The following is a 25,908-nucleotide window of genomic DNA, read 5'->3' on the forward strand; positions in this document are numbered from 1 at the left end:
AAAATCGAAATGCTTTTATCATGGATTAAGATTAGGAAGTTCGTTCGAAGATTTTTTTACAAGATTCGTATCGATCTGTTTGCTGGCTTTAGCGCCAAGTTTTTTCAGTTTTTCTACTCTAGAGATCAAATTACCTTTTCCGGTGAGCTTTTTCATAGCGCCATCATAACTATTTTGTACCGTGCCCAGTTGTTTGCCCACTTTTAAAAGTTCTTCAGTAAGATTAGTGAATTGATCGTATAATTTTCCTGCCTGGGTTGCAATTTCAATAGCGTTTTCTTTTTGCTTTTCGTTTTGCCACATACTATCGATGGTTCTTAAAACGGCCAAAAGCGTCGTTGGCGTCACCAAAATGATATTTTTATCGAAAGCTTCGCTGTACAAATTAGGATAATTATTCGAGGCTACCGCAAAGGCAGCTTCTATTGGGATAAAAAGCAATACAAAATCCGGACTTTCTACATCGTATAGCTGATGATAATTTTTGTGGCTGAGTTCGTTTATACGATTTCGAAGTGCGATAAGATGATTTTTAAGATGAAGTGGTTTTTCGTCTTCTTCGGTTTCGTTCACATAGCGCTCGTATGCATTCAAAGAAACTTTAGAATCGATAATCATTTTTTTGTCGCCGGGAAGATTAATGATCACATCGGGTAAAACACGTTTTCCATCCTCGGTTGTAAAAGATTGTTGCACGCTATATTCACGATCTTTTTGCAGGCCACTTTTTTCCAAAACACGTTCCAAAACCATCTCGCCCCAATTGCCCTGCATTTTGGTATCGCCCTTTAAAGCTTTGGTAAGATTATTCGCTTCTTTACTCATTTGTAAATTGAGATCTTTTAAGCCAATAATTTGTTCCCGAAGCATCGCATGCCTGTCGATACTTTCTTTATTTCCTTCCTCGATTTTCTTTTCGAAAAGTTGAATTTTTTCCTGAAGAGGAGAGAGGATATTCTGAATGTTTTCCTTGTTTAAATTGGTGAATTTTTCCGACTTATTTTCGAGGATTTTATTCGCCAGATTTTCAAACTGAATACTGAATTTTTCCTGAAGCTTTTCCAGCTCTTTTTTCTGCTCGGTTTGGCGTTCTAAAAGATGCTCGTAATCGGCATTTTTTCGGGTAAGTTCGTTCTTATAGAAATCTTTTTCCTTTCTGATGTCTTCACGCTCTGTTTTTACCTCTGCTAATTTTATTAGCAAGTCATTTTTAGTGTTTTCTAGGTTTGTTTTGTATTCGTTTAAATTTTTATTTTCCAGTTGTTTAAGTTTGTCTATTTCAAGTAAAAGTTGATTATTTTTTTCTTCTTGAATAGCTGATTTGTTTTTTGATTTTAATCCTGAAATTAGCTTCCCAAGACCGAATCCTAAGGCTAAAGCAACGATAAAAACAACTAAAAATGGCAAAATTTGATCCATGTAATAAGTGGGTTTGTTTCAAATATAATGATAAGTTTTTTAAGACCTAAAATCGATAAAAATTAAGCTAGATTTTAATTGAAATGAAGCAGTATTTTTGGGCTTTGTTTTCTGAAAAAAATAGCTCAAAAATAAATTTATTTAATGTTGATTTTCGATAAAAAAAGGACTACTTTTTTAGCGATTTTTAATCTTCATTTTTGATTCGAAAAGCTCCTGAAATTTCATCAAAATGAATCAGATCTTTTGGAAATAAATCCTGAAATGCTCCAGATGAAATTAGATTTTCAGGAGTGTCGATTTGTGTTTTTTTAGGGTGCATTAAGATGATCTTATCACAAATCTGTATCGCTAAATTGATTTCGTGAGAAGCAAAAATGATCGTTTTATTGGTCTGTTTGGCGAGCTTTTTAAGCAACTTTACCACGTAAGCTTTGTGATACATATCAAGGTGCGTAGTTGGCTCATCTAAGATGATGATTGGCGTGTCCTGAGCAATCGCCCTGGCAATTAAAACGCGTTGCAATTGGCCATCGCTAAGCTCGTAACATTTTCGATCTTTTAAAGATTCAATAGAGGTTAATTTAATGGCATTTTCGATCTTTTCAATATCTATTTTAGAGAGTTTTCCCAGCCAGTTGGTATAGGGTTGGCGTCCTAAAGCGATCAATTCAAAAACACTTAGATTCTTTGATATTGGCTGATTGGTAAGCACCAAGCCAATTTGTGAAGCCCGCTGCAGATCGTTAAGTGCATTCAGATTTTTACCTTCAATTTCAACAGCTCCAGAAAGTGCTTGCTGGATTCCTGAAATTGTTCGTAATAGCGTCGATTTTCCGATTCCGTTTACGCCGATTACCGCAATCAATTCAGATTTGTGTACTTCAAGATCAATCTTTTCAGCAATAGATTTAACTCCTTTTTTATCCTGATAACCTATCTCAAGATTCGATGTTTTTAGGGTGATATTTTCAGCATTTGATTTCATCTAAAACAGGAATTTTTGTTTTCTAATGAGTAACCAAATCACCACCGGAGCACCTATAAGCGAAGTTATAGCGTTGATTGGCAATGTAAATTCCATTCCCGGTAATTGCGCTACGATATCGCAAATAAGCATTAAAATGGCACCGCCTAGAATTACTGCCGGCAATAAAATAAGATGATTGTTTATGGGTAAGATCTGCCGAATTAAATGTGGGACTGCTAAGCCTATAAAAGCAATTGGGCCACAAAATGCGGTAATACTTCCTGCCAGTAAACTGGTAGCGATAATAATTAGCATTCGGTTTTGGCTAATATTAACTCCCAGGCTGCGTGCATATTCTTCGCCAAGCAATAGGCTGTTTAAATTTTTGATACAGAAAATTGCCAAACTAATTCCTAAAAAACAGAATATAGCAAGGATACCAACTTCTGCCCACGAAAGATCACCAAGACTCCCAAAAGACCAGAAAATATATTGTTGTAATTGTGCCGCCGGACTAAAGTAGCTGAGAATACTCACCACAGCACCAGTTAAACTAGCAAACATCAATCCCACAATCAAGATCGCCATCGTATCGCGTAATCGAACAGAGGCTAATACAACCGCAAAAAGTACCATTAAACTTCCCAAACTTGATGCAATAACCAAAGTCCATTTAGAAAGCGCCAAAGCTACAAAGCTTCCGCCAATCAAGGTTGCGCCCATAATTACGATCGCAACGCCCAAACTAGCACCGCTGCTTAAGCCCAAAACATAAGGCCCGGCAAGCGGATTTCTAAACATGGTTTGCATCAATAATCCGCTAATTGCAAGTCCAGATCCGGCGATTATAGCAGTAAAAGCCTTTGGTAATCGATAATCTAAAACAATGTAGCGATAGGTTTCTTTGGAAACTTCAGTATTAAAAATTGAGGAAAAAATATCTTTTACGGGAATATTTACCGATCCTAAACTGATATTCAGTAAAATTAGCGCAACTAAAAAGAGCCCCAAAATCACTAATATTGATACGTATTTCCCGGTATGTTGCATTAATTGTTAAGCGCTTTAAAAAATGTAGGTTCGTAATTTTCTAAAAGCTGCGGATGAAATATCGAGATTAAATCTTTTAGAATGAGATCTGGGCGATTGGGCCCAAGTTCGTAAAAGATCACACCGCCGGTCTCGCCTTTGCTCATACTTACCGAATATACTTTTTTATCTTGAACAGCTTTAAACTGCGAATAATGCTGCGATTGCTCTAACATCCCAGAATAAGATGTAAACTGCCCGGCGCTAATCCAAAAATCGGCATTTTGAGCTTTATCTAAAACCGATTCGAAAGACAAAGAAAGACTTCCGGAACCTTCGGTATCTGCCCAAAGGTAGTTTGCATTCGCATCTTCGATCATTTGCGCCTGCCAGCTATTTCCATAAGGCACGTACCATTGATCTTTAAACATAGATCCACTAAGAACGCTGGGCTTATTTTCGATAGTCTCAGCCAGTTTTTTAGCCGAATTATAATTGCTTTCAATAGTATCGAATATCGAATCTGCAGCTTCAGATTTGTCGTAAAGTGCGCCAAAGAATTTGATCCATTCGGCTTTTCCAAGTGCTGAAGATTCGGTCCACTCTCCATTATAAATTACAGGAATTCCTGTTTTTTGAATCGTGCTAAAGCTTTTGTTATCAGCGTTAATAGCGAAACCTATTACAACATCTGGTTGAAGGTCGATTAAGACTTCAGTATTTAGGCTTTCGTTCTTTCCAACCTCTTTTATTGCTCCGGAATTGATAAAATTTCTAGTTTCTTCGGAAGAAATATAATCCAGGCCGGGAAAACCTTTTAAAGATTCGGTTTCATTTAGCGCTTCTAAAGCCGGAATATGCGTTGTTGAAGTCACCACAATTTTTTGCACAGGAATCGTAACTTTTTGATCAAATTCTAAATTTGCAGGAATTTCTGCCTCTTTTTTAGCCAGTAAATAGCGGAAGCTTTTTTCGGCTTCTGGCCAGGGAGAATTTACTTCGATAATCCTGTAATCATCAAATTCTGTGATCGAAAATCCGTTGGCATAAGAGATTTCAATTTCCTGTCCCTGCAGGTTTTTAGTAGATTTTTCAGACTTTTCTGAATCTTTACAGGAAAGGCTTAAAAGAAAAATAAAAAGGATTCCGATTTTTTTCACAAGAATGAATTTTGACTTCAAAAGTAATATTATTTAGAAATTTAGATGCTTTCGTTTGGGAAATGATTAAATTCGCATCGAAATTTTGGTTCGGCTATGCCGATTAAAAGGGAATCAGGAAACGCTAAAAAAAACATCGAATTTTAGTTAAAACCTGAGCTGTTCCCGCAACTGTAAGCTTTGTTCTGTTTTAGGAATGCTTGTAAAAAACTTCAAACCACTGTCTTTTTAGATGGGAAGGTAAATTGCAAGACGCTAGCCAGGAGACCTGCCAGAGATTATTAAAAACGGATTGACTTTCGGGATAAAAGTCGCTGGCGCATGAAGAAACAACTACTTTTTATACTGGTAGCCTTTGGGCTTTTTTCGTCTAAAATCTATTCTCAATCACGAGAAATTACGGTTTTAGATACCGTAATGCTTAGTGATACGAAGCTACAGAAATTCTCTACAGGGCAGCATGTTGCTGTGCTTTCTGACTCCTTACTTACCCAAAATCAACCACTTTTAACCGAAGTTTTAAATTTTAACACACCAATATATTTTAAAGAAAATGGTCTCGGCATGGTTTCATCGCCATCGTTTAGAGGGACTTCAGCTTCGCAAACTGCGGTTATCTGGAACGGGATCAACATCAATTCCCAGTTTAACGGTCAGATTGATTTTAACACCATAAATAGTGGTGCTTATAACCAGATTGCGGTTCGCGGTGGTGGTGGAAGCGTGGTTTACGGCACTGGAGCCATTGGTGGAAGCGTGCATTTAAACAATACTTTATCTTTCAAAAAACGGCAGGAACATCATCTTTTATTGCGCTACGGAAGTTTTAATACGCTTGATGCTCGCTACAATTTTAAAACCGCCCGAAAAAATTGGAGCTTAAATTTATCGATTTCCAGAAATAGCAGTGACAATGATTATGAGTATCCAGATGATCGTGGCGAGAACCTGAATGGCGATTTTTATAATACTTCAGCCAATGTTACGCTGGGATATCGATTTAATTCAAAAAATACACTAAAACTGATCAGCGAAATTTACGATGGAGAACGGCATTTTTCACTAATTCGCCCTTCCGAAAATCGAACCAAATATAATGATCGTTCTTATCGAAACTTGCTGGAGTGGAATAGCGAATTTTCTAATTTCACCCAGGTGGCAAGATTGGCTTTTATTCGAGAGGAATATCAATATTTCGCGAATATCGAAAATGATAGTTTTAGCTTCGGAAATGCCCAAAGTTATATTGCAAAATACGATTTAGCCTACGAAGCTTCAGAAGATCTTTTAATTAATGCCGTAATTCAGAATACCTATACAGAAGGCGAAGGTAGTAGCATTGCTAAAAATGATCGTAATATATTTTCAGCAGCGATATTAGCTAAATACTATTTCTCAGAAAAATTTCAATCTGAAATAGGTTTGCGAAAGGAGGCGACAGACAATTATGATAGTCCACTTTTATATTCTTTTGGTGCCAGTTATGAGTTTAGCGATTTTTACAGCTTAAAATTCAACGGATCAAGAAATTTCAGAATACCAACATATAACGATCTTTATTGGGCATCTTCAGGGAATCCAGATTTAAATCCGGAAACTTCAGATCAGGCAGAAATTGGTAATATTTTCAGCATAAAAAATATCGAATTTGGGCTTACCTTTTTTTACAATCAGGTAGAAGATATGATTCGCTGGTTGCCGGGAGAAGGCGGAATTTGGCGTCCTGTTAACGAAGATAAAGTAGAGATCTACGGAATCGAATCTTACCTAAACTGGCAGAAAAAGCTGGCCAAAGATCAAATCTTGAACGTTAATTTGAATTATGCTTACACGATTTCTGAAAATGCCGAAACTCATCGCCAGTTAATTTATACGCCTTTCCAAAAGATTAACGGAAATATCAATTACCAGATCTATCGATTTACGCCATCGGTTCAGTTTTTATATAACGGAAAGGTTTACACACGTACCGATCATAGTGAGGAACTTTCGGGATATTTTTTAACCAATGTCGGACTTTCATATGCTATCGATAAGCAAAGAAACTGGCAGTTAGGCGCAAAAATAAATAACCTTTTAAATAACGAATATCAGAATGTAGAAGACCGGTGGATGCCGGGAATCAATTATAATTTATACCTAAACATTAATTTTTAACTAGTTAACTATGAAGATTAGCAAATTATTTGCTCTTGGCCTTTTTGGCACTTTTTTACTGAATTCCTGTAGCAGTGACGACGATGGTTTCGTTGAAGTTCCAGAAGAAAATGAAGAACAAGCGTATGAGGAAGGCGTAATTATCTTAAATGAAGGATCGCAAACTGAGGGAACTGTTTCATTTTTAGATTCAGAATTTACGAATGTAGAAAATAACATTTTTGAAACTGTAAATCCCGATATGGGACTTGGTGGTTATCTACAGTCTATCTTCTTTGATGAAGATCATGCTTATATTATTTCTAACGGGTCTAATTTAATTACCGTTGTAGATCGTGAAACTTTTGAATATGAAGGTGTTGTTGATAGTGGTTTAAATGTTCCTTATTACGGAGTCGCTTATAATGGAAAAGCTTATGTTTCTAATTATGCTGAATTTGATAATGCTGAAGATGATTTTGTAGCTATTATTGACCTGGAAACTTTAGAAGTAGAAAGCACTGTTGTAGCAGGATTTAATATTGAAGAAGTAAAAGAAGAAGATGGATTAATCTATTTTGAAGGAACCTACTTTGGTGCTGGAAATTCAGTAAAAGTTTTTGATCCTTCAACAAATACCTTTACAGTTTCTATTGATACAAATGATGGATTAAACTCTTTTGAAGTAGATGATAACCTTTTGTATGCCCTTTCTTCAACTCAAATTCAACAAATAGATATTACTAGCGGTGAAGAAATTTGGGCGCTAGATCTTCCTGAAGAAATGCAGGGAGCTTCTAATCTTCAAATAGAAGACGGAGTTATTTATTTTACTTCTGGAACATCTGTTTATGCTGTTTCTGAAACTGAATTAGAATTGCCAACTGAAGCTTTATTTTCTTATGAAAGTTCTTCTGCTTACGGAGCAATGTATGGTTTTGCAGTAGAAGATGGTTATATCTATACTTCAGATGGAGGTGATTTTGCATCTGCAGGGACTATAGAAATTTATACAACAGCTGGAGATTTTGTAGCTGAATTTAATGTAGGTATTGGTCCTAACAGCTTTTATTTTAATGATTAATTCTTTGTGGCTAGCTTCTGTAAGTTTATGTTATTGATGTGCAGTAGTTTCAAAAGATATACTTAACTGGAAGCTTGCCCTTAGAATGTGAAGATTCTTTTTTTGTACCCAATCTTTAGAAAACTTTAATATTCTAAAGAAAATTAGAGTAAAAAGTTTTCGTTTTAAAATAGAATCGAAATTAGCGAAAGCTAAAATAAGATTCTATCACCTATGAAAAAGCCCCGGAAAACCGGGGCTTTTGTTTTTTATATCAAGTTTAAAATTTTATTGGTCTAATCTTAAACTCGGTAACTCATCAATATACATTCTTTTATAATTAGGCTGTAAAGAAGCACGCTCTTCAAATTCCTGATAGTTAAATTCTCTTTGGCGAGTCATAGCCTGTACAGCAGCAGTGTTTCCTGTAATTGCATTAATCGCTGCCGCAAGCATAGGTTCAGACGCATCGCCTAAAACCCCCAAATTAGAAAGCGATTCTTCTATTTCAACATCTGGATCAATTCCATCGTAAGGCACTACAATATCATCTGCATTTACAGATTCGTAAACCAATGGCTGAATAGCATAAGTATGATTAGGGTTTGCATTTGTTCTACCAAAATTAGAACTGTCATACAAGGTTACAGATGCCTGAGATTTACCAGTTGTAGTATTTCCTATTAAATACACATCGATATATGGTTTTAATCCATTGATCACAAGTTCACTTGCTGAAGCAGTACTAGAAGTACCAATAACATAAAGATCTGTAAGGTTTAACTGATTTAAAGCAGTACCTCCCTGAAGTTCATCTGTAAAGTAATTGAACAAACGATCTGGATCTGTAGCTAAGAAATAATTTTGATAATCTTCGTTCCATTGTTGCTTTGCAAAGATCTCACCAGTATAAGAACCGGTGATCATACTGGCTAAAGCCGTTGCAGAACTTACACGACCACCACCATTGTATCTTAAATCGAGTACAAGATGGTCAATATTTTCCGAATCAAAATAGGCAAAAGCATTGTTTAATTGTTGGTCGAAATCGGCCACAAAGCTATTGTACATCAAGTATCCAATTTTTAAACCTTCTACTTCAAGAACTTCCTGAATAAGTACAGGATTTTCAGTCACTTCGCTCGTTGCTATAGTTACTTCTTCACCGGTATTAGAAACCATGTTATCATTAATTTCAGCTAATGTAAAAGTTACAGATGGGCTGGATAATAATGAAGCATAATTACTTACTGTTAAGGATTCTCCGTTAACTTCAGTAAAAAGATCACCTCTTTCGATAGCAGTTCCTTCAGCATTACTGCCAGGAACAATATATCTTACAACGCCAAAAACATCATTAGAATTAGAAAAACGATACAATCTATAATCTACACCTGTGGTTTGTGAAATTCCGCTAAAACTATTTTCTAATTCGATATAATCATCTGTAATATAGCTAAAGCGATCCTGAGATGCTACCAGGCCAGAATAAAACAAATCTGCCGGACTATCCCATGCTACCAGGTATTCGTAATATTCGTCATCATTAGCGAAATAATCATCGGCTAATTCTGGTATATCAGGTTTGTAAAGATAGATCTCGTCCATTCCGCGATAAATGAAGTCTTCAATTTCGACATTTTCAGGATCATCTAATACGCCATCATCTACCACATCGTCCATATCTTCAGAACAGGACGTCATTAAACTACCACACAGTAATGTGAATAGTAATAATCTTTTCATTTTCATGCGTTTCATTTAAAGTTATTGTTAAAAAAAGCTAAAATAGCGACAAACTAAATAAATTAAAAAAGTTTTGTAACAAAATAAATAGTCGTCCGTCGTAATTATGAAAGGGTAGTAAAATAACAACCATCAATCAAAAATGAAAGAACAAACATTCTTAAATATTATCAACCCTTTTAAGGATAAGATTTATCGTTTGGCTCTAAGATTGCTTACATCTAAAGAAGCAGCCCAGGATGCAACCCAGGATGTAATTATAAAACTTTGGAACCAACAGGATAAAATCAATGATTATGCCAACGTAGAAGCGTTTGCAATGACGGTTACCAAAAATTATTGTTACGATCAATTAAAGCTTAAGCAAAACAATAATCTTAGGATAGTACATACTAATTATGACAACAATGAAATCTCTGGGCAACGACAACTTGAACTGAAAGACGAAATGCAGTGGATAAACGAAATTTTAAAAACACTACCCGAGCAGCAGCAGGCCATCTTTCAGCTAAGAGATGTAGAGCAATATGAGTTCGAGGAGATTTGTAAGATCATGAATATGAAAAATACGGCGGTGAGAGTAGCGCTCTCCCGTGCAAGAAAAAAAATAAAAGAAAGTCTTATTAAACAACACAGCTATGGAATTGGATAGAATAGACATACTTTTAAAAAAGTATGATGCTGCGGAAACTAGTCTTGCTGAAGAGCAGGAACTACAGGAGTATTTTGATAGCGGGCAGGTTGCACAGCAACATAAAGCTTATCAGCTAATGTTTAGTTTTTCAGCTTTTAGTAGAAAGGAAACCACAGATGTTACCCCACAATTGAAGCCGGAAAAACGCAAAAGCAGGCTAAAGCCGCAATCCTGGATGTATGCCGCAGCAATGATCGCTTTAATCTTTAGTATTTTCTTCTTTAAAAATCAGGATAGCACTTTAAATTCAGAAAATTTAGGGCAGTTAACCGAAGAAGAAATGGCGTATCAGCAAACCAAGCAAACCCTTCAGATGATTTCAAAATTAATGAACGAAGGTAAAGAAGATTTAAAGTACTTAAAAGAGTTTAGTAACCCCACAGAAAAAATAATCAACAACAAATAACGAACAGTATGAAACGAATAGTAGTAATTGTAGCCCTTTTTATGGCTCCGTTTTTGGCACAATCACAGGATTTTGCCAAGTATGAAAACATGAAAGACGTCGATGCGATGGTAATGACCAGCAAGATGTTTAAAATGTTATCTAAAGTAGATCTTAGCGAAGGAGATCCTGAAGCTAAAAAATACATGGAAATGATCGAGAATCTTAGTGAGATAAGATTGTATAAAACAAATTCTTCTTCTATAAGAGGGCAGATGTCTAAAGATTTTGAGGCTTATTTAAATAAAGGCTCTTTAGACGAATTAATGAGAATTAAAGATTCTGGAAAAAACATCAAATTTTACTCAAAATCAGATGGTAAAAACGATGATATTGTAAAAGAGCTTTTAATGTTTATGGACGGTGATGAAGGAGGCGAGCCAATCTCTGTAATCTTAAGAATTACAGGGCAGATCGATCTTACACAGTTATCCAAGTTAACTTCAGATCTTAATGTGCCGGGAGCAGATCAATTAAAAAACGCAAAAACTAAAAACCAATAAACATGAAAATCATCAAAACCATCAGTTTTATAGCCATAAGTCTATTAATGTTAGCGTGTAATAACGAGAAAACATTACAGAAGTATTATGTAGAGAACCAGGAAGACAGTAAGTTTATTTCTTTAGATATTCCTACCAGTCTTTTTGCAAAGGCCGATAATTTAGACGAGGATCAGCGTGCAACTTTAGAAAGCGTTCGTAAGATTAATGTACTTGCCTATCCTTTAAATGAAGAAAACGAAACTTTTGATGCTGAAAAAGCCGAATTGGAAGAGATTTTTAGTAATGAAAAGTATCAATTGCTAATGAAATACGGAAGCAACGAAAGAAAAGGAGCGCTTTACTTTACCGGAGAAGAAGATGCGATAGACGAGATCGTAGCCTTTGGATACGATAATGAACGCGGAATGGGAGTTGCAAGGATATTAGGAAAGGATATGAATCCACAAAAGATCATGGAGCTTGTGAAATCTCTAGATGCCGATGATATTAATGTTGAAGGTTTAAAAGGTTTCGCCGATATGATGGGTGGAGACTCTAAAAACATTAAAGTAACAACAGATTCTACAAAAGTAAAATCTGGTATCTCTGTAGATGTCGAAGTAGATACCGTATCGACAGCAAATTAATTTGTCGTCAATTTAATTTAGTTGAAGCAAAAGGGAATGCCACGGCATTCCCTTTTTTGTTTTCTCTATAGTTAAGATTGTAAATTTTTGCAATTGATTTTAAAGTCCCGTTTTTAAGCCCTCTAAATCTTGCTGCTGAAATACCTTTCCGTTTTTAATAACTGAATTAATATTCTGCGTTTCTTCGATATTTTTTAAAGGATTGGCATTTAAAATTACCAGATCTGCTTTGTAATTTTCTTTGATAGCACCGGTGTTTTCTTTCTTTAGAAATTTTGCACCATTTATTGCTGAAGTCTGTAAAGCCTGCAGGGGGCTAAGACCTGCGTCAACCATAGCCTGTAGTTCCTGGTGTAACGAAATTCCTGGATAAATATAAGAATTGAAAGCTCCACAATCTGATCCTGCTAAAAGCGAAACTTCATTTTCCTGAAGCTTTTTAGCTAAACTCACAAAAGCTGAATCTAATTGTTTTCTAGTCTTAACAAATTCCTCGCTCGCATTGAGTGCACTTCTAATTCGGCCTTCATAAGTTTTTGTGATTCCGCTGCCCATATAATCCAAATATTCGTCATTCTCATGGGGTTCTTCATCAAGATAGCTAAGCGTATGATTAATATGCAGGGTGGGGATTACGTAAACTTCACGAGATTTTAAGGTAGTAAAGGTTTTCTCAGCGGTTTCTTCAGCATAGGTTTGCATTACTCGGTCTAAAGATTCCCAAAAACTGGTTTTCCCATCAATCACATCCTGGGTGATACTTTCTTCTTCCGCAGAGCAAGCTTTTAAAACATAATAAAGATGCTCGATACCATCCATTCCTGCTGCGGTAGTTTCGTCTAAAGTCACGCTAAAAGGCATGTGGCCGCTACTTATCATTCCGCGATCTTCAGTAGCTTCGATCGTTTTTAAGTATAATTCGCCTGTAAATTTACTATCGTATAATTTTACAAAATCGGTTTCTAGTTTCTGTAAAGAATCCAGAGCAGGAGCAATATCATCTTCAGAAGCAATTTCTAAAGAACCTTCCCAACGTGCGTTTTCTCCGTCTAATTTTGGTCCAGAAGTATAAATTGTAGGTCCGGCAAGTTGATTATTAGCAATATTTTGCTGCCATTCTAAAATAGAACGGGTCATATCGCCACCACATTCTCTAACCGTGGTTACCCCGTTGGCTAAAAATAGACCAAGGAAATTTTTATTTGCTGAAATTAGCGAATCACCGCCTCTAAAATGAACATGATTATCCCAAAATCCGGGTAATAGAAATTTGCCTTTTCCGTCGATAACTTTTTTTGCTGAGGTATTTTCTTCGGAATCTTTTATTGCTGAAATAAGATCGTCTTTTATAAAAACAGTCTTATTTTGTAGAATATCGCCTTTCTCCAGATCGACAATTTGGATGTTTGTTATGGCAAGATCGAAATCTGAATTCTCGGCAGATTTTTCTTCAGAATTTTTGCAGCTTAAAATGGCCAATATTGGCAATAATAGAAGGAGTTTTTTCAAGCGAATAAATTAATGTTACACAATAGATTTTGGATGAAAGTTTTGAAATGCCTTCGCCTTCTAAAGTAACAAAAATCAAATTAAACTGAATTAACTGGTTTTAGATGCTTTCCAAAGTTTAATGATCTCTTTGGTAAATTCGGTTTTACCTAAAACATAAGCGCCGCGATCGTTTTTGAATTTATTGGCAAGTTCGATCTTTAAATTTTCATAGGCTCTAGCTTTCTCTGGATTAGCGATTAAATAATCCCTAAAACCCAATTGCTCGCACACAATATTGGACGACGGACACATATGTATATGGAAAATCTGCTCCTTTTTTCCGTCTACACGATAGCCTTTGCCAAAAGAACTGTAAGCTTCAATATCTTCGCGGGCGGGAACTTCAAAATGAAAATAGCCTAAATTTTCAAAAGCTTTTATCAGTTCTTTATCAAATAAATAGGCTTCAGGAATAATGATAAAAATATCGATATAAGGCTTGGATTTTATCCCGGGAATAGACGAACTGCCAAAATGCTCTATTTTTTCAAAATATGTTGAGTCGATATTCGATAAAATTAGCTCCTTTTCTTTTTCGAAAATAGTTTTCCATTCTGGATTATGATCTTCCAGATGAATAGGGTACAGCGTATTCCAATCTTCTCGCGTAAATTCGTAAATAGAATTTTTCATATCTTAATTTTCAGGATGATATTCAATATTAACAACTTTCCAGTTTTCTTCAGCCGATTTCGTAAGATTTACACGAACTTTTACATCTTTAAGCTTTCCTTTTACGCTAATTTTTAAGTCGGCTTCGCCTTCGCCATTTCTGGTAGAAATACTTCCGCTGAGGAACATTCCATATTCTACAATTCCGCCGGTTTCTTCAATAATAGCTTTATTTTGTTCAATTTCAGCAATAGAAATTTTATAAGAATCAGAGTTTTTTAAAGCTCCTGCGATAAAGAAAATAATAAATGTAAAGAATGAAATAAAAGTAACGACGATAATCGATATTATTGGCAGCAATTTGGGCTTTTTATTTTGCTGAACTACAATGGCGTTTGCCGCTTTGTCGCCAAGTCGTTTTTTCTCGTTACTGCTTGCAAGGATGATCGCTTCTAACGGCCAGATTAATAGAAAAACATTCCGTAAGAATAATTTATAATACGCCGGAATGTGATGCGGATCGTGCTCATCTCTAACCGCAATACCCAACATCCATTTGCCCGGGCTGTTTCCTTTTATACAATCTTTAAAGAGATAAATTAATATTCCTACAGAAGCACTTGCAAGTATTGAAATTACTGATTTCGCGGTGTCTTCTTGGTTAGTAAAATCTGTACCGATCACCAAAAAAATAAAGGAAACCAAAATAACTGTAAATAGAAAATGATCGATTACAAATGCTGCGAATCGACGTTTTCTACTCGCTAATCTTAAGTTTGATGAAGAGGGAAACATGTGGCTAATTTTGCCACGAAAATAGCCCGTTTTTATTCAATATCGATGCTAATTTCTATAATTCCTTTAGAGTTTAACTCAGAATTTTTCAGGCTAATCATACTGGATTGCTTTATATGTTTTGGCCAGTTGCTTTCTTTTGTTTTGGTAATTGTTATTTTATCTGAAGCGTCCAGACGGTTAGACATTACGAGGTTAGAAAGGTAGGTGTCCAAAAGTTTAGAAATTTCGATAAGTTCGGTTTCACTTGTATTTTCGTTTACTTCAGGAACCATTGTATCCTTTAAATTTTCGATTTTCTTTTTGTAAGCATCCAAATCATATTGAGTTTCAGAAACAATCGTTAAGGCTTCTTTTGTACGATTTTCAACATAATTTTTTTTAACCGCATTATCAAATTGCTTTAAATTAAAGGGGTTCGCAGTACTATCAGCCATTGTGATCGTATCACTAACCAAATATTTTATAGTATAAGTTTTTAAAAGCATATTGGGAATTTGCTCGATCATTTTTGTGCTAATCATTTCGGCTTCAATATTATTTATGGCCGTTGTAGCTTCAGAAAGTTTATCGGGAGCTTCTTCTTTCAGTAGATTTAAAATAGCTTCTTTGCTGGCCGATAGTGAGTTGAAATAATTTTCTTCTGAAATTAATACAGCAGTAAGCTCTTTTTTATCAATACGAAGCTGTGTTTTTAATTGCGAATGTTGTTTTAGAGTATTTCCTTGCGCATCATGAAAATTTGTAGCAACAATAAGTAAAGGGTTTTCTAAACTAAAATCGATAAAATAAGCATCATCTTTTTCTTCATTAACAGCAATAGCTCCTTTTAGTTTTAGAATACTATCTTTTATCGTTTTATTGTTATGCATTTCTATGGCATGAACGTTTATCGATAATTCTTTGTTTTCACCAGCTTTCCAATCTATTTCCTGGTTCGGTTCAGTATTAGGGTTTCCACAGGATAATAAGGATCCCAGGAATAAAACCGAAAGTAATTTGCGCATTTGTAGGGTTTTAAGGTTTGATAATAATACGAAATTATTCCAGAATTAGATTTCTACTTTTAGCATATTTTGCAGAATATTTTAAATTGAATTTTATTTCCTGAGTCGGTTCTAGACTAAAATCCCATTCTACTTCACCATTTTCTTCGTTCAATTTTCCATTCGATATATTTTCAATATCTATTGAAATATCTTCTGAAGTAGCCACAGGAACCTGATCGAGTACGATCATATTTATGGCTTCATTTTTATTGTTTTTTATAGAAATTTCCCATTCTCGAATCTCTTCTTTTTTATTACCAATAAATTGTTTTTCGGTAAAGTCTTTAAGCTTTTGGCGATTTACAGAAACCTTTTTATCGATACCTAAAGAAACCTCTAGCGTATCTGTAATATATCGTACATCCATCAAAGATTTTCCTATATAAGTGCCTTCAAAGAAAATATTGGCTTCGCCTTCCAACAGATTATATTGTTCCCAATTATTAATATTAGCGATTAAAAACGCATCTTTTTGAATTTTAGGAACGGCGTAATACTGGTATTGCGCAGGTAATTCGTAATTGGTCATTTCAACCACATAACTTTTATTGTCTGAATTTATAGTATATGGCATCTCAATCTCGAAATCTACGGTAGTTTGGTTCTCCTTTTGAACACTGGGAACCGGGATGCTCTCATTTTTCTTTTTGGAGTTTACGGAAACACCAGCAACTTTTCCTGCGAGAGTTCTACTAACACTTCGATTACTTCTTCCATATCCTACAACAACGACCTCATCTAATGCTGCAGAATCAGGTTTTAGAACGATATCAATTTGGCTTCTATTCGCAGGTACTTTTTGGGATTCAAAACCAACATAGCTAAAACTTAATCTACTTTCCTCATTAGGAATGGTAATCGAATAATAGCCGTCAAAATCTGTTACCGTGCCAATGGTAGAGCCTTCGATCATCACATTTGCTCCCGGTAATGGATCGCCATTTTCGTCTACAACTTTTCCGGTAACCGAATTGTTGGTAAGATTGTAAGAAGGTGGTAGCGTATTATATCCTAAATAATAGGTTCTTAATTTTGGTGCCAGCCCAGATGTATTTGGATTCGCTGATGAAAATTTAAGCTTTACATTTTTCCAATCTACCTTGGTATCTTGCTTCACATTGGCTTTGTAAACCAGGTTAATAGGTTCTTTAATATTTTTTGCTCTAATATCGTAAGAAGGAAACCAGCCGGCATTTCCCACCAAATATGTGATTTCTATAGGAAAAGTGGTGCTTTGTTTTGCTTCAATTTTAACCAGTATTTCTCCATTCGGAAAATCTTTTTTACTACTAATACTATTAATTTGATTTTCGATTTTGGTCTTTTCTGCAACTAATTTTTCAACATTTCTAACCCGTTCTACTTCGCTTAACTTAAGCTCGGTTAATTTTTTTCCGTAGAAATTAGACGCCTGTTCTAAATTTGAAATATTAACCTGCTCGTTTTTCCCGCCAATATCTCTGTTTTCCTGAAGAAATATAATTTGCTCGCGAATAATTGATAAATAGGTGTTTTCTATTTCTAATTTCTGATTGATTTGAGTGATGTTGTTTTCAAGATTTTCTAATTCTGAAGACTTTTTTAATTCATTTAAATAGTTTTGCTGATGATTTACTGAAAGTACCGTGATATCTCCTTCAGCCTTAACCTGAACGCTTTTTGCATCGATAAAAGGGGATAAGTTGGTAAATTTTAATATCGATATTCCACTATTTACAGCAATATTCTTTTTTCGCGAAACCTGGGCTCCTTCCAAAAATACGGTAACACCGCTGACTTCAGTTTTGATTTCTTTTTCGGTTGTTTGCGCAGTAAGAGGCAGCGCTAAAAAGGCGATAACTAAAAGATTGATGATTTTCATGATATAATTTTGTAGACCTTTTAAAGATAACAAAATAAGCATATGTTAACTGTTGTGGCTAAAAGAAATTTAGCGGTTGGATTTATTGGCACCGCCAACGGGTATAATACTCCGAGGCTTGCCTCGAAATTAAAAAATTGTTTTTAGTGAATGCCTCGTGGGCTTGTCCCGAAGTAATTTACTCAACAACCTCAAAAATCACATCACCAAATTCAATGTTTTCATTTGATGGTAGATCTGCATTTATTTTAATTTTCAGCTCCCCAATTTCCCTAGGAATAACAATTAATTTGTCATCTTTTTCAATCAATTTACCGTTATCAACGTTGTAAGATAAGTATTGAGAGGGTACTGATACCATTAATTTTATTTCATTTTCAATGCCCACTTTAAGCCGATTCGCGTTTTTAATATTGAAGCCAATGGTTTGGGGTTTAGGAAATACTCCTATTTGCTGTTCGAACTTTAATTTCTCGTTTTTATATTCTATTATTCCTGTAATTCTATGAAGACCAGCTTCATTAGGTCTACTGGAATAATAATATTTAATGATATTATTGTTTTGGGATGAGCGAATTTCATCGGTTTCATTCAATTTATTTTCGAGATAGATATTTTCGACAGAATCAACACCACATATAATTAACTCACGTTCGAAATGATAGCCTTGGTATGCGTTCCATACGCTATTGTTCGATTTTACAGTTATTTTAGTTTTTTCTTCTGTATTACAGGCTAGTGTGACAATAAGAATTAAAAAGATTAGTTTTTTCATTTGATTTTAAAGGTCATTGGATTTTACTGAATTCAGCAAATTTTAAATAAAAAAGCCGGAAAAAATTCCGGCTGATTTTATACAATTTCGATAAAGATTATTCTAAAGCAGTCTTTAAAGCTGCTTCGCCACCAACCACAGGAATCGTGATCGATGTCGCATCAAGATCTACTGTTAGTTCTGTTCCCGGCTCGGGATGTAAAGTGAAATTCTTATCACTAGAAAAGATCATTAGTCCGATTTGCTGTCCTTTTTTAATGATTTGATCATCTGGAATTAGATCGAAACTCATTTCATAGAATTTCCCTGGTTTTAAAGGCTCACTTTCAGTAATTGATTTGTAGTTCTGAGGATCTGCCCAGCCTCTTGTAATAATATTGTCTGTAATCTTCGAATTTCGACCTTCTGTCCACGGTAAGGAAACCATCCAAACCGAAAGATTAGCAGCAGGTTTACTACTCGCTAATTTTATGCTTATCGTTGAAATTCCTGAAAGATGAATATCTTCTTTTAGAGTTTGAGTCACAAAAAGCAAACGATGATCTGTGTTTTCAGCCTGTGCTAGGGTTTCACCGCTAAAAGAATAATTATCTACTAAAGTTTCATTGCCTTGATTATCTTGCTTTTCAAGTTGAAGCTTACCGGTTTTTGGCGCTCCTTTGCTTAAATGTAACTTTACATCTTTAGCTTCTGGATTTGGATAATTGGCATAAGGCGTTGGCTTTTGGCGATCGTCGTTTTCTCTTACGATCCATGCTTTTGGATCGTCTTCTACGCCATTATCGATTCCGAATAAAAAATGCGTAAACCAACGATTCATCATACTAAGTGGTGGAGGCCCACCGTGACCGTTTTGGTGATAATAGATTTGTGTTGGTAATCCCATTTCTTCCGCTTTTTTATAAATACGGTAGCTATGCTCTGGCATCACGTTCCAGTCATTAAATCCGTGAGACATTAATAAAGCCGCTTTCATTGGCTTCATATCATTTAAATAATCGCGACCAGCCCAAAAATCGTTATAATCTCCGGTAACTCTATCCAGGTTATTTCTCATTTCGGTATCACGCACGGTTTTATTGCTATAGGCTCTTTTAGATTCTTCACCACTATGAATAAAGTCGTAAAGTACATCGATATCTTCGCCAAGGTAGCCACCAGGAGATCTTACCAATCCATTAGAGCGATAATAGTGATAATAAGAAGTATTTGGAGCAACCGGGATAATTGCTTCTAAACCATCAACTCCGGTTGTTGCCGCTGCAAGCGGAATGGTTCCGTTATAAGAAGTCCCCGTCATCCCAACTTTACCGGTAGACCAGTACGCTTTAACCTCTTCGTTTCCGGTACGCTCGGTAAATCCTTTTGCACGACCATTTAGCCAATCGATCACTGCTTTTGGAGCCAGAGATTCGTTATCACCACCAACGGTAGGAGAACCATCAGACAAACCTGTTCCCGGCGAAGAGGAGTGTACAACAATATAACCACGTGGTACCCAGGTTTCGATCTGGGAATTCGAGATTATTGGGCGTTCGCCACGTCTTACAACTTCTGGATGTACTCTTTCTTTTGGAGACTCACCAAGTTCGTGATTTACATCCCAAAAAATACCTTCAGCAAAACCAGCTGTCCCTGCATAGTAAGGACTTGATTCGTAAATAACCGGAAGTTTTAATCCCTTAGTTTCTGTAGCTTCAGGTCTGGTCACATCTACATGCATGCGGTCTAATTTTCCGTCGCCATCAGTATCAAATTCGGTTTCAACCCAAAGATCATGTCGAATCCATTTTGAAGAATCTTCAAATTCTGGTACAATTTGCGCTTCTCCATTTTCAAAAATTGGCTTGACTTTTTCCTGTGCAAAGCTTACAACCGCGATAGAACAGGCGATCCAGAAAAAAGCGATTTGTTTTTTAATCATTTTAGTGAGGTAATTAAGTGAGGTTAATGATGAATAAAGTTTGATTTGGCTAAATATAAACATTTCGGTTTTAATGGCAGATTTTAAATATTATCGGCTTAAACCAAGAATTCCGATAGGTTATACTGAAAGCTTTGTAATATTCAGTCGACTATTGCAATCTTAATCCTTATTTTTGGAATAAAATTGTGAGAAGCAAATGAATTTGGACGCAGTAATCAAAGAAATAAAAAGCCATAAAAAATTACCGAATCTTAAGTTTGAAATTAAAGAAAGAACAGAAGCTTTTACCAAACATTTGTTCTATACTTTGTTTGATGAAGATACCGAAGTTGAAGAAAACCTAAAGAAATTAGGAAAAGAATTCGAAACACTGGCCGATCTTGTTTGCTGGAAGCCAAACACTCCTTGTAGAAACATTTGGGAAGAATATCTTGAAAAACTACCTGAGATTCTTCAAAAATTAAATGCAGATGCACAGGCCATTGCGGAAAATGATCCTGCGGCAAATTCGGTTGAGGAAGTTTGCCTTTCTTATCCGGGATTTTTTGCCATTGCCATTTATAGATTAAGTCATGAGTTTTACCAATTTGGTTTACCGTTGGTGCCAAGGTTAATGACCGAGTGTGCTCATAATCTTACCGGAACAGATATTAATCCTGGCGCAAAGATCGGAGTGCCATTTTTTATAGATCATGCAACCGGAGTAGTTATTGGAGAAACTGCGGTGATTAAAGACAATGTGAAGGTCTATCAGGGAGTTACTTTAGGCGCCTTGTACGTAGATCGCAATTTGCGTAAAGTAAAACGCCATCCAACGATAGAAGAGAATGTAACAATTTATGCTAATGCAACGATCCTTGGTGGCGAAACGGTAATTGGAGCCAATAGTGTGATTGGCGGAAATGTTTGGTTAACCAAATCTGTTCCTGCAAATTCTATGGTTTCCCACACTCCACAAATTAATATTAAAAATACAGCTCAAAATGAGTAAATCGATATTTAGATTAATAGGAAATACACCTTTAGTTGAAGCAAGAACATTAGTCAGCAATCCTAAAGTAAAGCTATATTTTAAGCTTGAAGGACAAAATCCTGGAGGTAGTGTTAAAGATCGCGCCGCTTATAATATGATTAAAAGTGCTTTAGATAGAGGGGAAATCAATGAAGATACTAAACTAATAGAAGCCACCAGTGGAAATACAGGAATTGCGTTAGCGATGATTGCTTCAATGTTTAAGCTAGATATAGAATTGGTAATGCCTGAAAATGCTACCAAAGAACGTGTACAAACCATGCGTGCTTATGGAGCCAAAGTGACCTTAACCAGTGCTGAAGAAGGTATAGAAGGAAGTAGGGATTATGCTGAAGCTAAAGTTGAAGATGAAGGTTATTTTATGTTCAATCAGTTTAGTAATGATGATAACTGGAAAGCACATTATAAAACTACAGGTCCAGAAATTTGGAAAGATACAGATCATAAAGTGACACATTTTGTTTCGAGCATGGGAACCACCGGCACCATTATGGGAACTTCAACCTATTTGAAGGAACAAAATAAAAATATCCAGATTGTAGGGGTGCAGCCTACGGATAATTCTAGTATTCCCGGAATTAGAAAATGGCCAAAGGCTTATCTTCCCAAGATATTTGATGAAAGCAAAGTAGACCAGGTGATCGAAGTAAGCGAAGATGAAGCCCGAAAAATGACCAAGCTACTGGCAAAAGAAGAAGGAATTTTTGCCGGGATGAGTAGTGGAGGGGCTACCGCAGCAGCCGTGAAATTAAGCGAATCTTTAAAAGAAGGAGTAATTGTAAGCATAATTTGCGACCGTGGAGATCGATATTTGTCTTCAGATTTGTTTGAAGATTAAGTAATTAGCGATCAAATTTCGATTTGTGCGCAGATAATTTCTATAAACCTGAAAAATGCGTTATTTTTGCAAAATTGCAGATTAAAACAGGGTATATGGAAGTTTCAGATTTAGGAATTAGCGAGAAGAAGGTAGATAAACAACTTTATGGATATCAGCAGAATGATATTGATAAGATTTTTAGTGTTATAGATGAACATCCAGAGCATTATAATCTATTATATCAATTACCTACTGGTGGAGGAAAAACGGTAATTTTTTCTGAAATTGTTAGAGAATATATTCAGCGTACAGAAAAGAAAGTACTTATCCTAACACACCGTATCGAGCTTTGTAAGCAAACCAACAAAATGCTTACAGATTTTGGTGTGAGAAATAAGATTATTAATAGTAAAGTAAAAGAATTACCAGATCAACATGACTATATGTGTTTTGTTGCGATGGTAGAAACTTTAAATAACCGTCTTCACGATGATAAATTAGATCTTGAGGATATTGGGATGGTTATTATCGATGAGGCGCATTACAATAGTTTTAGAAAGCTATTTAAGTTTTTTGAAAAATGCTTTATTCTTGGGGTAACTGCAACTCCGCTTAGTTCTAACATCAAATTACCAATGAAGGATAATTACCGCGAATTGATCGTGGGAGATTCTATTTCTTCATTAATTGATAAAGGCTTTTTGGCTCGCGCTAATATTTATAGCTATAATGTAGGTCTTTCTGCTTTAAAAGTGGGAATGAACGGAGATTATACCGTAAAATCTTCTGAAGAACTGTATACGAACATGTCGATGCAGGAAAAGCTTTTAAATGCCTATTTAGAGCGTTCTAAGGGAAAGAAAACCCTTATCTTTAATAACGGTATTAATACTTCTGTAGAAGTTTACTACACGTTTAAACAGGCTGGTTACAATATTCGGCATTTAGATAATACTACCAGTAAACAGGATCGTAAGGAGATTTTAAAGTGGTTTAAGCACACACCAGATGCTATTGTAACTTCTGTAAGTATACTAACTACTGGTTTTGATGAGCCTACTGTAGATACTATTATTTTAAACAGAGCAACTAAATCTCTTACTTTATATTTCCAGATGATTGGTCGTGGATCTCGTGTGTTACCTGGTAAAAAGGAATTTAACGTGATCGATCTTGGTAATAATATGGCTCGTTTTGGGCATTGGAGTTCACCGGTAGACTGGAAGCAAATTTTCCGTTCGCCAGATTTCTATTTTGAAAATCTATTAAGCGACGAAGAAATTGAACGCGAATTTAAATATGAAATGCCACCAGAACTACGTGAGCAATTCGCTAATTCAGATTCGGTAGATTTTGATGTAGAAGCAGCTTATGACGATGTGATTAAACGCGGACTTAAATCGAAAGCGGTTTTAGAATGGTCTATGGAGCAGCACGTAAAAATGTGTGTTGAAAATAGCGAAGATGTATTTGATGCGCGTATTTTAGCTAAAGAGTTAAAAGACGATATTTCTTCCAGAATTAAACAATATTCGTATTGTATTTCTAAAAGTACCAAGAACTATCGCGACTGGTTAGAAGAAGATTATTCTAGAAAATTAAGGATGGCTATTAATAAAGAATTTTAGTCAGTTTTATATAAAATCAATAAAAACCCCTCGTAAAATGAGGGGTTTTTATTTTTTAATATTGTAGGTTTTAAGCACTTATTTTATTGCTTAGAAGGTAGTTCTTCCCGATATTCTTTAGCCGATTCCTGTAACCTGCTAATCATTTCTAATGTTTGATTTTTTTCAAGAAGGGCTGAGGTATAATGCTTCGTTTCTAAAAAATAGTAGAATAAGACGTGATATTTCTTCGGAATTAAAAGTTCGTTGGTTAGAAATTCCTCATTTATAAGATCGTCTTCTTTAAAAAAGGCTTCAAAATGTTCAAATCTTAAGTTATACTCGGCTTTATGAGCTATGGCAGTCTTGTTTTTCTTCGGAAGAATAAGTCTGGCAAGATATAATGGCGCTTCAATTAAGTTGCCTTGACTAGGCCTGTAAGCCAGTGAATTTTTAGAAATATCACTTCTGATGCCTTTAAGTAATTGATCGTCTAATTCTTCTACCGGAACTTTAAAATTTTTACCGCCCGTAATTTTTACCTCCTCCAGGCTACTTGTTTTCAATTCAACTACCGTTGTTTCTTCAAAATGAGATTGTTTCACTACAAATACGTAATAATCGTAAGCAATTGAATTAAAACTGATGCTATCGCCTAAATTGGCAGAGATCAAAAATTTACCCTCAGCATTGGTTTCTACATAAAATCCTTTAGAAATATTTTCAACTTTAAAGTTGGGAATAATTCCTTCGCTATTGTAAACATAGCCAGTTATTTTCTGTGCATTTACCGTAGCGCTGCAAATGATGAATAAGCATAGAAGATATTTCACTATTCGATCTCGTTCATAGCAAATTCTACCTGAGTGTTATTATTGTAAAAATAGCCTTCCCAAACTCCATCAAAAGTTTTAATGGCTCCAGTGTTAGCGTCTTTGTAAGTAATAAGGAAATCGGCATAAACCTTTTTCATTGCTAAGGTATAAATTGCCCTAAGTTCATTATTTGGAGGGATCTCTGTAGTGCTTGAACTGTTTGAAGAAAATGCGAAATTAAAGGTTTCCTGTTGCAAAATAACGGGTTGAATTCTGCCTTGTACACGTGCGTATGTACTTTCTAAAAAAAAGGTATCCATAGGAGCAGAAATTTCATGCACGGGATAGTTAAACTCAGCAAAAGCCAATGAATCATTAAATATAAATCTAGAACTTCCCTCTAAATATTCTAATGGATTAATGCTAACCGGTAAAATGCTATCAGACTCATTTTTAAAATAAAATTCTGGCAATTCTACACTTATCAGTTCTTCAGGATTTTCTTCATTAAATCGCCAATCTATAGATTGAAGCTCGTATGCAGATTCTGGATTGTTTGGTGAGATATCGTCGTCGCTACTGCAGGAGATGATCAATAGGCATAATAATGGGAGACTTAGATAAAAATATCGACTCATAAGGTTTTAGATTGATGATTAAAGTTATAACGTTTAGGAATAATAATTTATTTGATCAATAATATAAAATTTTACCTATTAAGTATACCTCATTTAACTTATCTTTATATTTTGCATCATTTTATAAGCATAAAAAATATGCGATTTTCAGGCATTACACGTCAAAATTACGATCGGGTTGCTGCTATCTACCAAAAGGGAATAGATACCGGGATGGCTACTTTTGAAATTTCGGCGCCATCTTTTGAAAACTGGCAAAAAAAGTATTTCGAAATGCCCAATTTCATCCTTCAGGATAATGAAGAAGTTATTGGTTGGGCGGGCCTAACTAAAGTATCAGATCGTTGTGTTTATAACGGAGTAGCAGAGGTTAGTATTTATATAGATCCTGTTTTTAAAGGAAAAGGATTTGGCTATATTTTATTAAACGAACTTATTCGGCAAAGTGAAGCGCTTGGTTTCTGGACTTTGCAATGCGGAATTATGGAAGAAAACACTGCCAGTATAAATTTGCATAAAAAATGTGGATTTAGGCTAATAGGGTTTAGAGAGCGAATAGGTAAGCTTCACGGTGTTTGGAAAAACAATGTTATTATGGAGCGAAGAAGCAAAGTGGTAGGAATTTAGATAT

Annotated in this window: 24 protein-coding genes and 1 riboswitch; of the genes, 10 read left to right on the forward strand and 14 right to left on the reverse strand. The window is 35.4% G+C overall.

The genetic code is table 11. From position 1 onward, the window contains the following. Positions 1 to 18: 18 nt before the first annotated feature. The 4 genes from rmuC to IIF7_RS10515 form a co-directional block, all read right to left on the reverse strand. Positions 19 to 1,419: a DNA recombination protein RmuC gene (gene rmuC, locus IIF7_RS10500; protein WP_084841638.1), complete on the reverse strand. Its 1,401-nt coding sequence runs from the start codon at positions 1,417 to 1,419 to the stop codon at positions 19 to 21. 187 nt (positions 1,420 to 1,606) lie between these two features. Then, complete coding sequence (locus IIF7_RS10505; RefSeq protein WP_084841639.1) at positions 1,607 to 2,407, reverse strand: ABC transporter ATP-binding protein; 801 nt, start codon at positions 2,405 to 2,407, stop codon at positions 1,607 to 1,609. Beyond that, on the reverse strand, positions 2,408 to 3,439 hold the full coding sequence (locus IIF7_RS10510) for an iron ABC transporter permease (RefSeq protein WP_084841640.1): 1,032 nt from the start codon (positions 3,437 to 3,439) through the stop codon (positions 2,408 to 2,410). Continuing rightward, entirely contained in the window at positions 3,439 to 4,578 is a 1,140-nt protein-coding gene (locus tag IIF7_RS10515) for an ABC transporter substrate-binding protein (RefSeq protein WP_084841641.1), read from the reverse strand. Before IIF7_RS10515 ends, IIF7_RS10510 begins: the two co-directional genes overlap by 1 nt. 69 nt (positions 4,579 to 4,647) lie before the next feature. After that, positions 4,648 to 4,868, forward strand: a riboswitch (cobalamin riboswitch). 31 nt (positions 4,869 to 4,899) lie between these two features. On the opposite strand from IIF7_RS10515, the gene IIF7_RS10520 reads away from it, so the two are divergent. Then, positions 4,900 to 6,735 (forward strand): TonB-dependent receptor plug domain-containing protein, encoded by a 1,836-nt coding sequence (locus IIF7_RS10520; protein ID WP_084841642.1) that lies wholly within the window; start codon positions 4,900 to 4,902, stop codon positions 6,733 to 6,735. 10 nt (positions 6,736 to 6,745) lie between these two features. After that, entirely contained in the window at positions 6,746 to 7,798 is a 1,053-nt protein-coding gene (locus tag IIF7_RS10525) for a YncE family protein (RefSeq protein WP_084841643.1), read from the forward strand. Positions 7,799 to 8,065: 267 nt separating this feature from the next. Here the strand turns inward: IIF7_RS10525 and IIF7_RS10530 are convergent, their stop codons facing one another. Continuing rightward, the gene (locus IIF7_RS10530; protein ID WP_245801615.1) at positions 8,066 to 9,523 is read right to left on the reverse strand and encodes a S41 family peptidase; all 1,458 of its coding nucleotides are present in this window, start codon (positions 9,521 to 9,523) and stop codon (positions 8,066 to 8,068) included. 142 nt (positions 9,524 to 9,665) lie between these two features. Between IIF7_RS10530 and IIF7_RS10535 the strand changes: the two genes are divergently transcribed. From IIF7_RS10535 to IIF7_RS10550, 4 genes are read left to right on the forward strand one after another with little or no spacing between them, the layout of a single operon-like run. After that, positions 9,666 to 10,175, forward strand: a complete 510-nt coding sequence (locus tag IIF7_RS10535) for an RNA polymerase sigma factor (RefSeq protein ID WP_084841645.1) — start codon at positions 9,666 to 9,668, stop codon at positions 10,173 to 10,175. Further along, entirely contained in the window at positions 10,162 to 10,623 is a 462-nt protein-coding gene (locus tag IIF7_RS10540; protein WP_084841646.1) for a hypothetical protein, read from the forward strand. The genes IIF7_RS10535 and IIF7_RS10540 overlap by 14 nt, the downstream gene beginning before the upstream one ends. An 8-nt stretch (positions 10,624 to 10,631) precedes the next feature. After that, entirely contained in the window at positions 10,632 to 11,165 is a 534-nt protein-coding gene (locus IIF7_RS10545) for a DUF4252 domain-containing protein (RefSeq protein WP_084841647.1), read from the forward strand. 2 nt (positions 11,166 to 11,167) lie between these two features. Continuing rightward, positions 11,168 to 11,794: a DUF4252 domain-containing protein gene (locus IIF7_RS10550; RefSeq protein ID WP_084841648.1), complete on the forward strand. Its 627-nt coding sequence runs from the start codon at positions 11,168 to 11,170 to the stop codon at positions 11,792 to 11,794. 99 nt (positions 11,795 to 11,893) lie between these two features. On the opposite strand, the gene IIF7_RS10555 is transcribed toward IIF7_RS10550, so the two are convergent. The 7 genes from IIF7_RS10555 to IIF7_RS10585 all read right to left on the reverse strand — a co-directional run bounded on the left by IIF7_RS10555 (position 11,894) and on the right by IIF7_RS10585 (position 20,361). Then, on the reverse strand, positions 11,894 to 13,303 hold the full coding sequence (locus tag IIF7_RS10555; protein WP_084841649.1) for an amidohydrolase family protein: 1,410 nt from the start codon (positions 13,301 to 13,303) through the stop codon (positions 11,894 to 11,896). A gap of 90 nt (positions 13,304 to 13,393) precedes the next feature. Beyond that, positions 13,394 to 13,978, reverse strand: a complete 585-nt coding sequence (locus IIF7_RS10560; protein WP_084841650.1) for a GrpB family protein — start codon at positions 13,976 to 13,978, stop codon at positions 13,394 to 13,396. A gap of 3 nt (positions 13,979 to 13,981) precedes the next feature. Beyond that, entirely contained in the window at positions 13,982 to 14,752 is a 771-nt protein-coding gene (locus tag IIF7_RS10565; RefSeq protein ID WP_084841651.1) for an RDD family protein, read from the reverse strand. A 32-nt stretch (positions 14,753 to 14,784) separates the two neighbouring features. Continuing rightward, positions 14,785 to 15,759: a hypothetical protein gene (locus IIF7_RS10570; RefSeq protein WP_084841652.1), complete on the reverse strand. Its 975-nt coding sequence runs from the start codon at positions 15,757 to 15,759 to the stop codon at positions 14,785 to 14,787. A gap of 34 nt (positions 15,760 to 15,793) precedes the next feature. Further along, positions 15,794 to 17,662 (reverse strand): mucoidy inhibitor MuiA family protein, encoded by a 1,869-nt coding sequence (locus IIF7_RS10575; RefSeq protein ID WP_084841673.1) that lies wholly within the window; start codon positions 17,660 to 17,662, stop codon positions 15,794 to 15,796. 178 nt (positions 17,663 to 17,840) lie between these two features. Continuing rightward, the gene (locus tag IIF7_RS10580) at positions 17,841 to 18,437 is read right to left on the reverse strand and encodes a hypothetical protein (RefSeq protein ID WP_084841653.1); all 597 of its coding nucleotides are present in this window, start codon (positions 18,435 to 18,437) and stop codon (positions 17,841 to 17,843) included. 97 nt (positions 18,438 to 18,534) lie between these two features. Further along, the gene (locus tag IIF7_RS10585; RefSeq protein ID WP_084841654.1) at positions 18,535 to 20,361 is read right to left on the reverse strand and encodes a Xaa-Pro dipeptidyl-peptidase; all 1,827 of its coding nucleotides are present in this window, start codon (positions 20,359 to 20,361) and stop codon (positions 18,535 to 18,537) included. 199 nt (positions 20,362 to 20,560) lie between these two features. On the opposite strand from IIF7_RS10585, the gene epsC reads away from it, so the two are divergent. The 3 genes from epsC (at position 20,561) to IIF7_RS10600 (ending at position 23,845) form a co-directional block, all read left to right on the forward strand. Then, a complete protein-coding gene (gene epsC / locus IIF7_RS10590) occupies positions 20,561 to 21,355 on the forward strand; it encodes a serine O-acetyltransferase EpsC (protein WP_084841655.1) in 795 nt (264 codons plus the stop codon). Then, a complete protein-coding gene (cysM, locus tag IIF7_RS10595; RefSeq protein ID WP_084841656.1) occupies positions 21,348 to 22,235 on the forward strand; it encodes a cysteine synthase CysM in 888 nt (295 codons plus the stop codon). The genes epsC and cysM overlap by 8 nt, the downstream gene beginning before the upstream one ends. Positions 22,236 to 22,330: 95 nt before the next feature. Further along, entirely contained in the window at positions 22,331 to 23,845 is a 1,515-nt protein-coding gene (locus IIF7_RS10600; protein ID WP_084841657.1) for a DEAD/DEAH box helicase, read from the forward strand. Between the two features lie 83 nt (positions 23,846 to 23,928). Here IIF7_RS10600 and IIF7_RS10605 read toward each other — a convergent pair whose 3' ends face one another. Both IIF7_RS10605 and IIF7_RS10610 read right to left on the reverse strand, forming a co-directional pair. Continuing rightward, a complete protein-coding gene (locus IIF7_RS10605; protein ID WP_084841658.1) occupies positions 23,929 to 24,657 on the reverse strand; it encodes a hypothetical protein in 729 nt (242 codons plus the stop codon). Then, positions 24,657 to 25,277, reverse strand: a complete 621-nt coding sequence (locus IIF7_RS10610; protein ID WP_139801306.1) for a hypothetical protein — start codon at positions 25,275 to 25,277, stop codon at positions 24,657 to 24,659. Before IIF7_RS10610 ends, IIF7_RS10605 begins: the two co-directional genes overlap by 1 nt. A gap of 138 nt (positions 25,278 to 25,415) precedes the next feature. Between IIF7_RS10610 and IIF7_RS10615 the strand changes: the two genes are divergently transcribed. Next, positions 25,416 to 25,904, forward strand: a complete 489-nt coding sequence (locus IIF7_RS10615; protein WP_084841660.1) for a GNAT family N-acetyltransferase — start codon at positions 25,416 to 25,418, stop codon at positions 25,902 to 25,904. Positions 25,905 to 25,908: the final 4 nt, after the last annotated feature.

The organism is Zunongwangia atlantica 22II14-10F7 (assembly GCF_002094855.1).
Classification (GTDB): domain Bacteria; phylum Bacteroidota; class Bacteroidia; order Flavobacteriales; family Flavobacteriaceae; genus Zunongwangia; species Zunongwangia atlantica.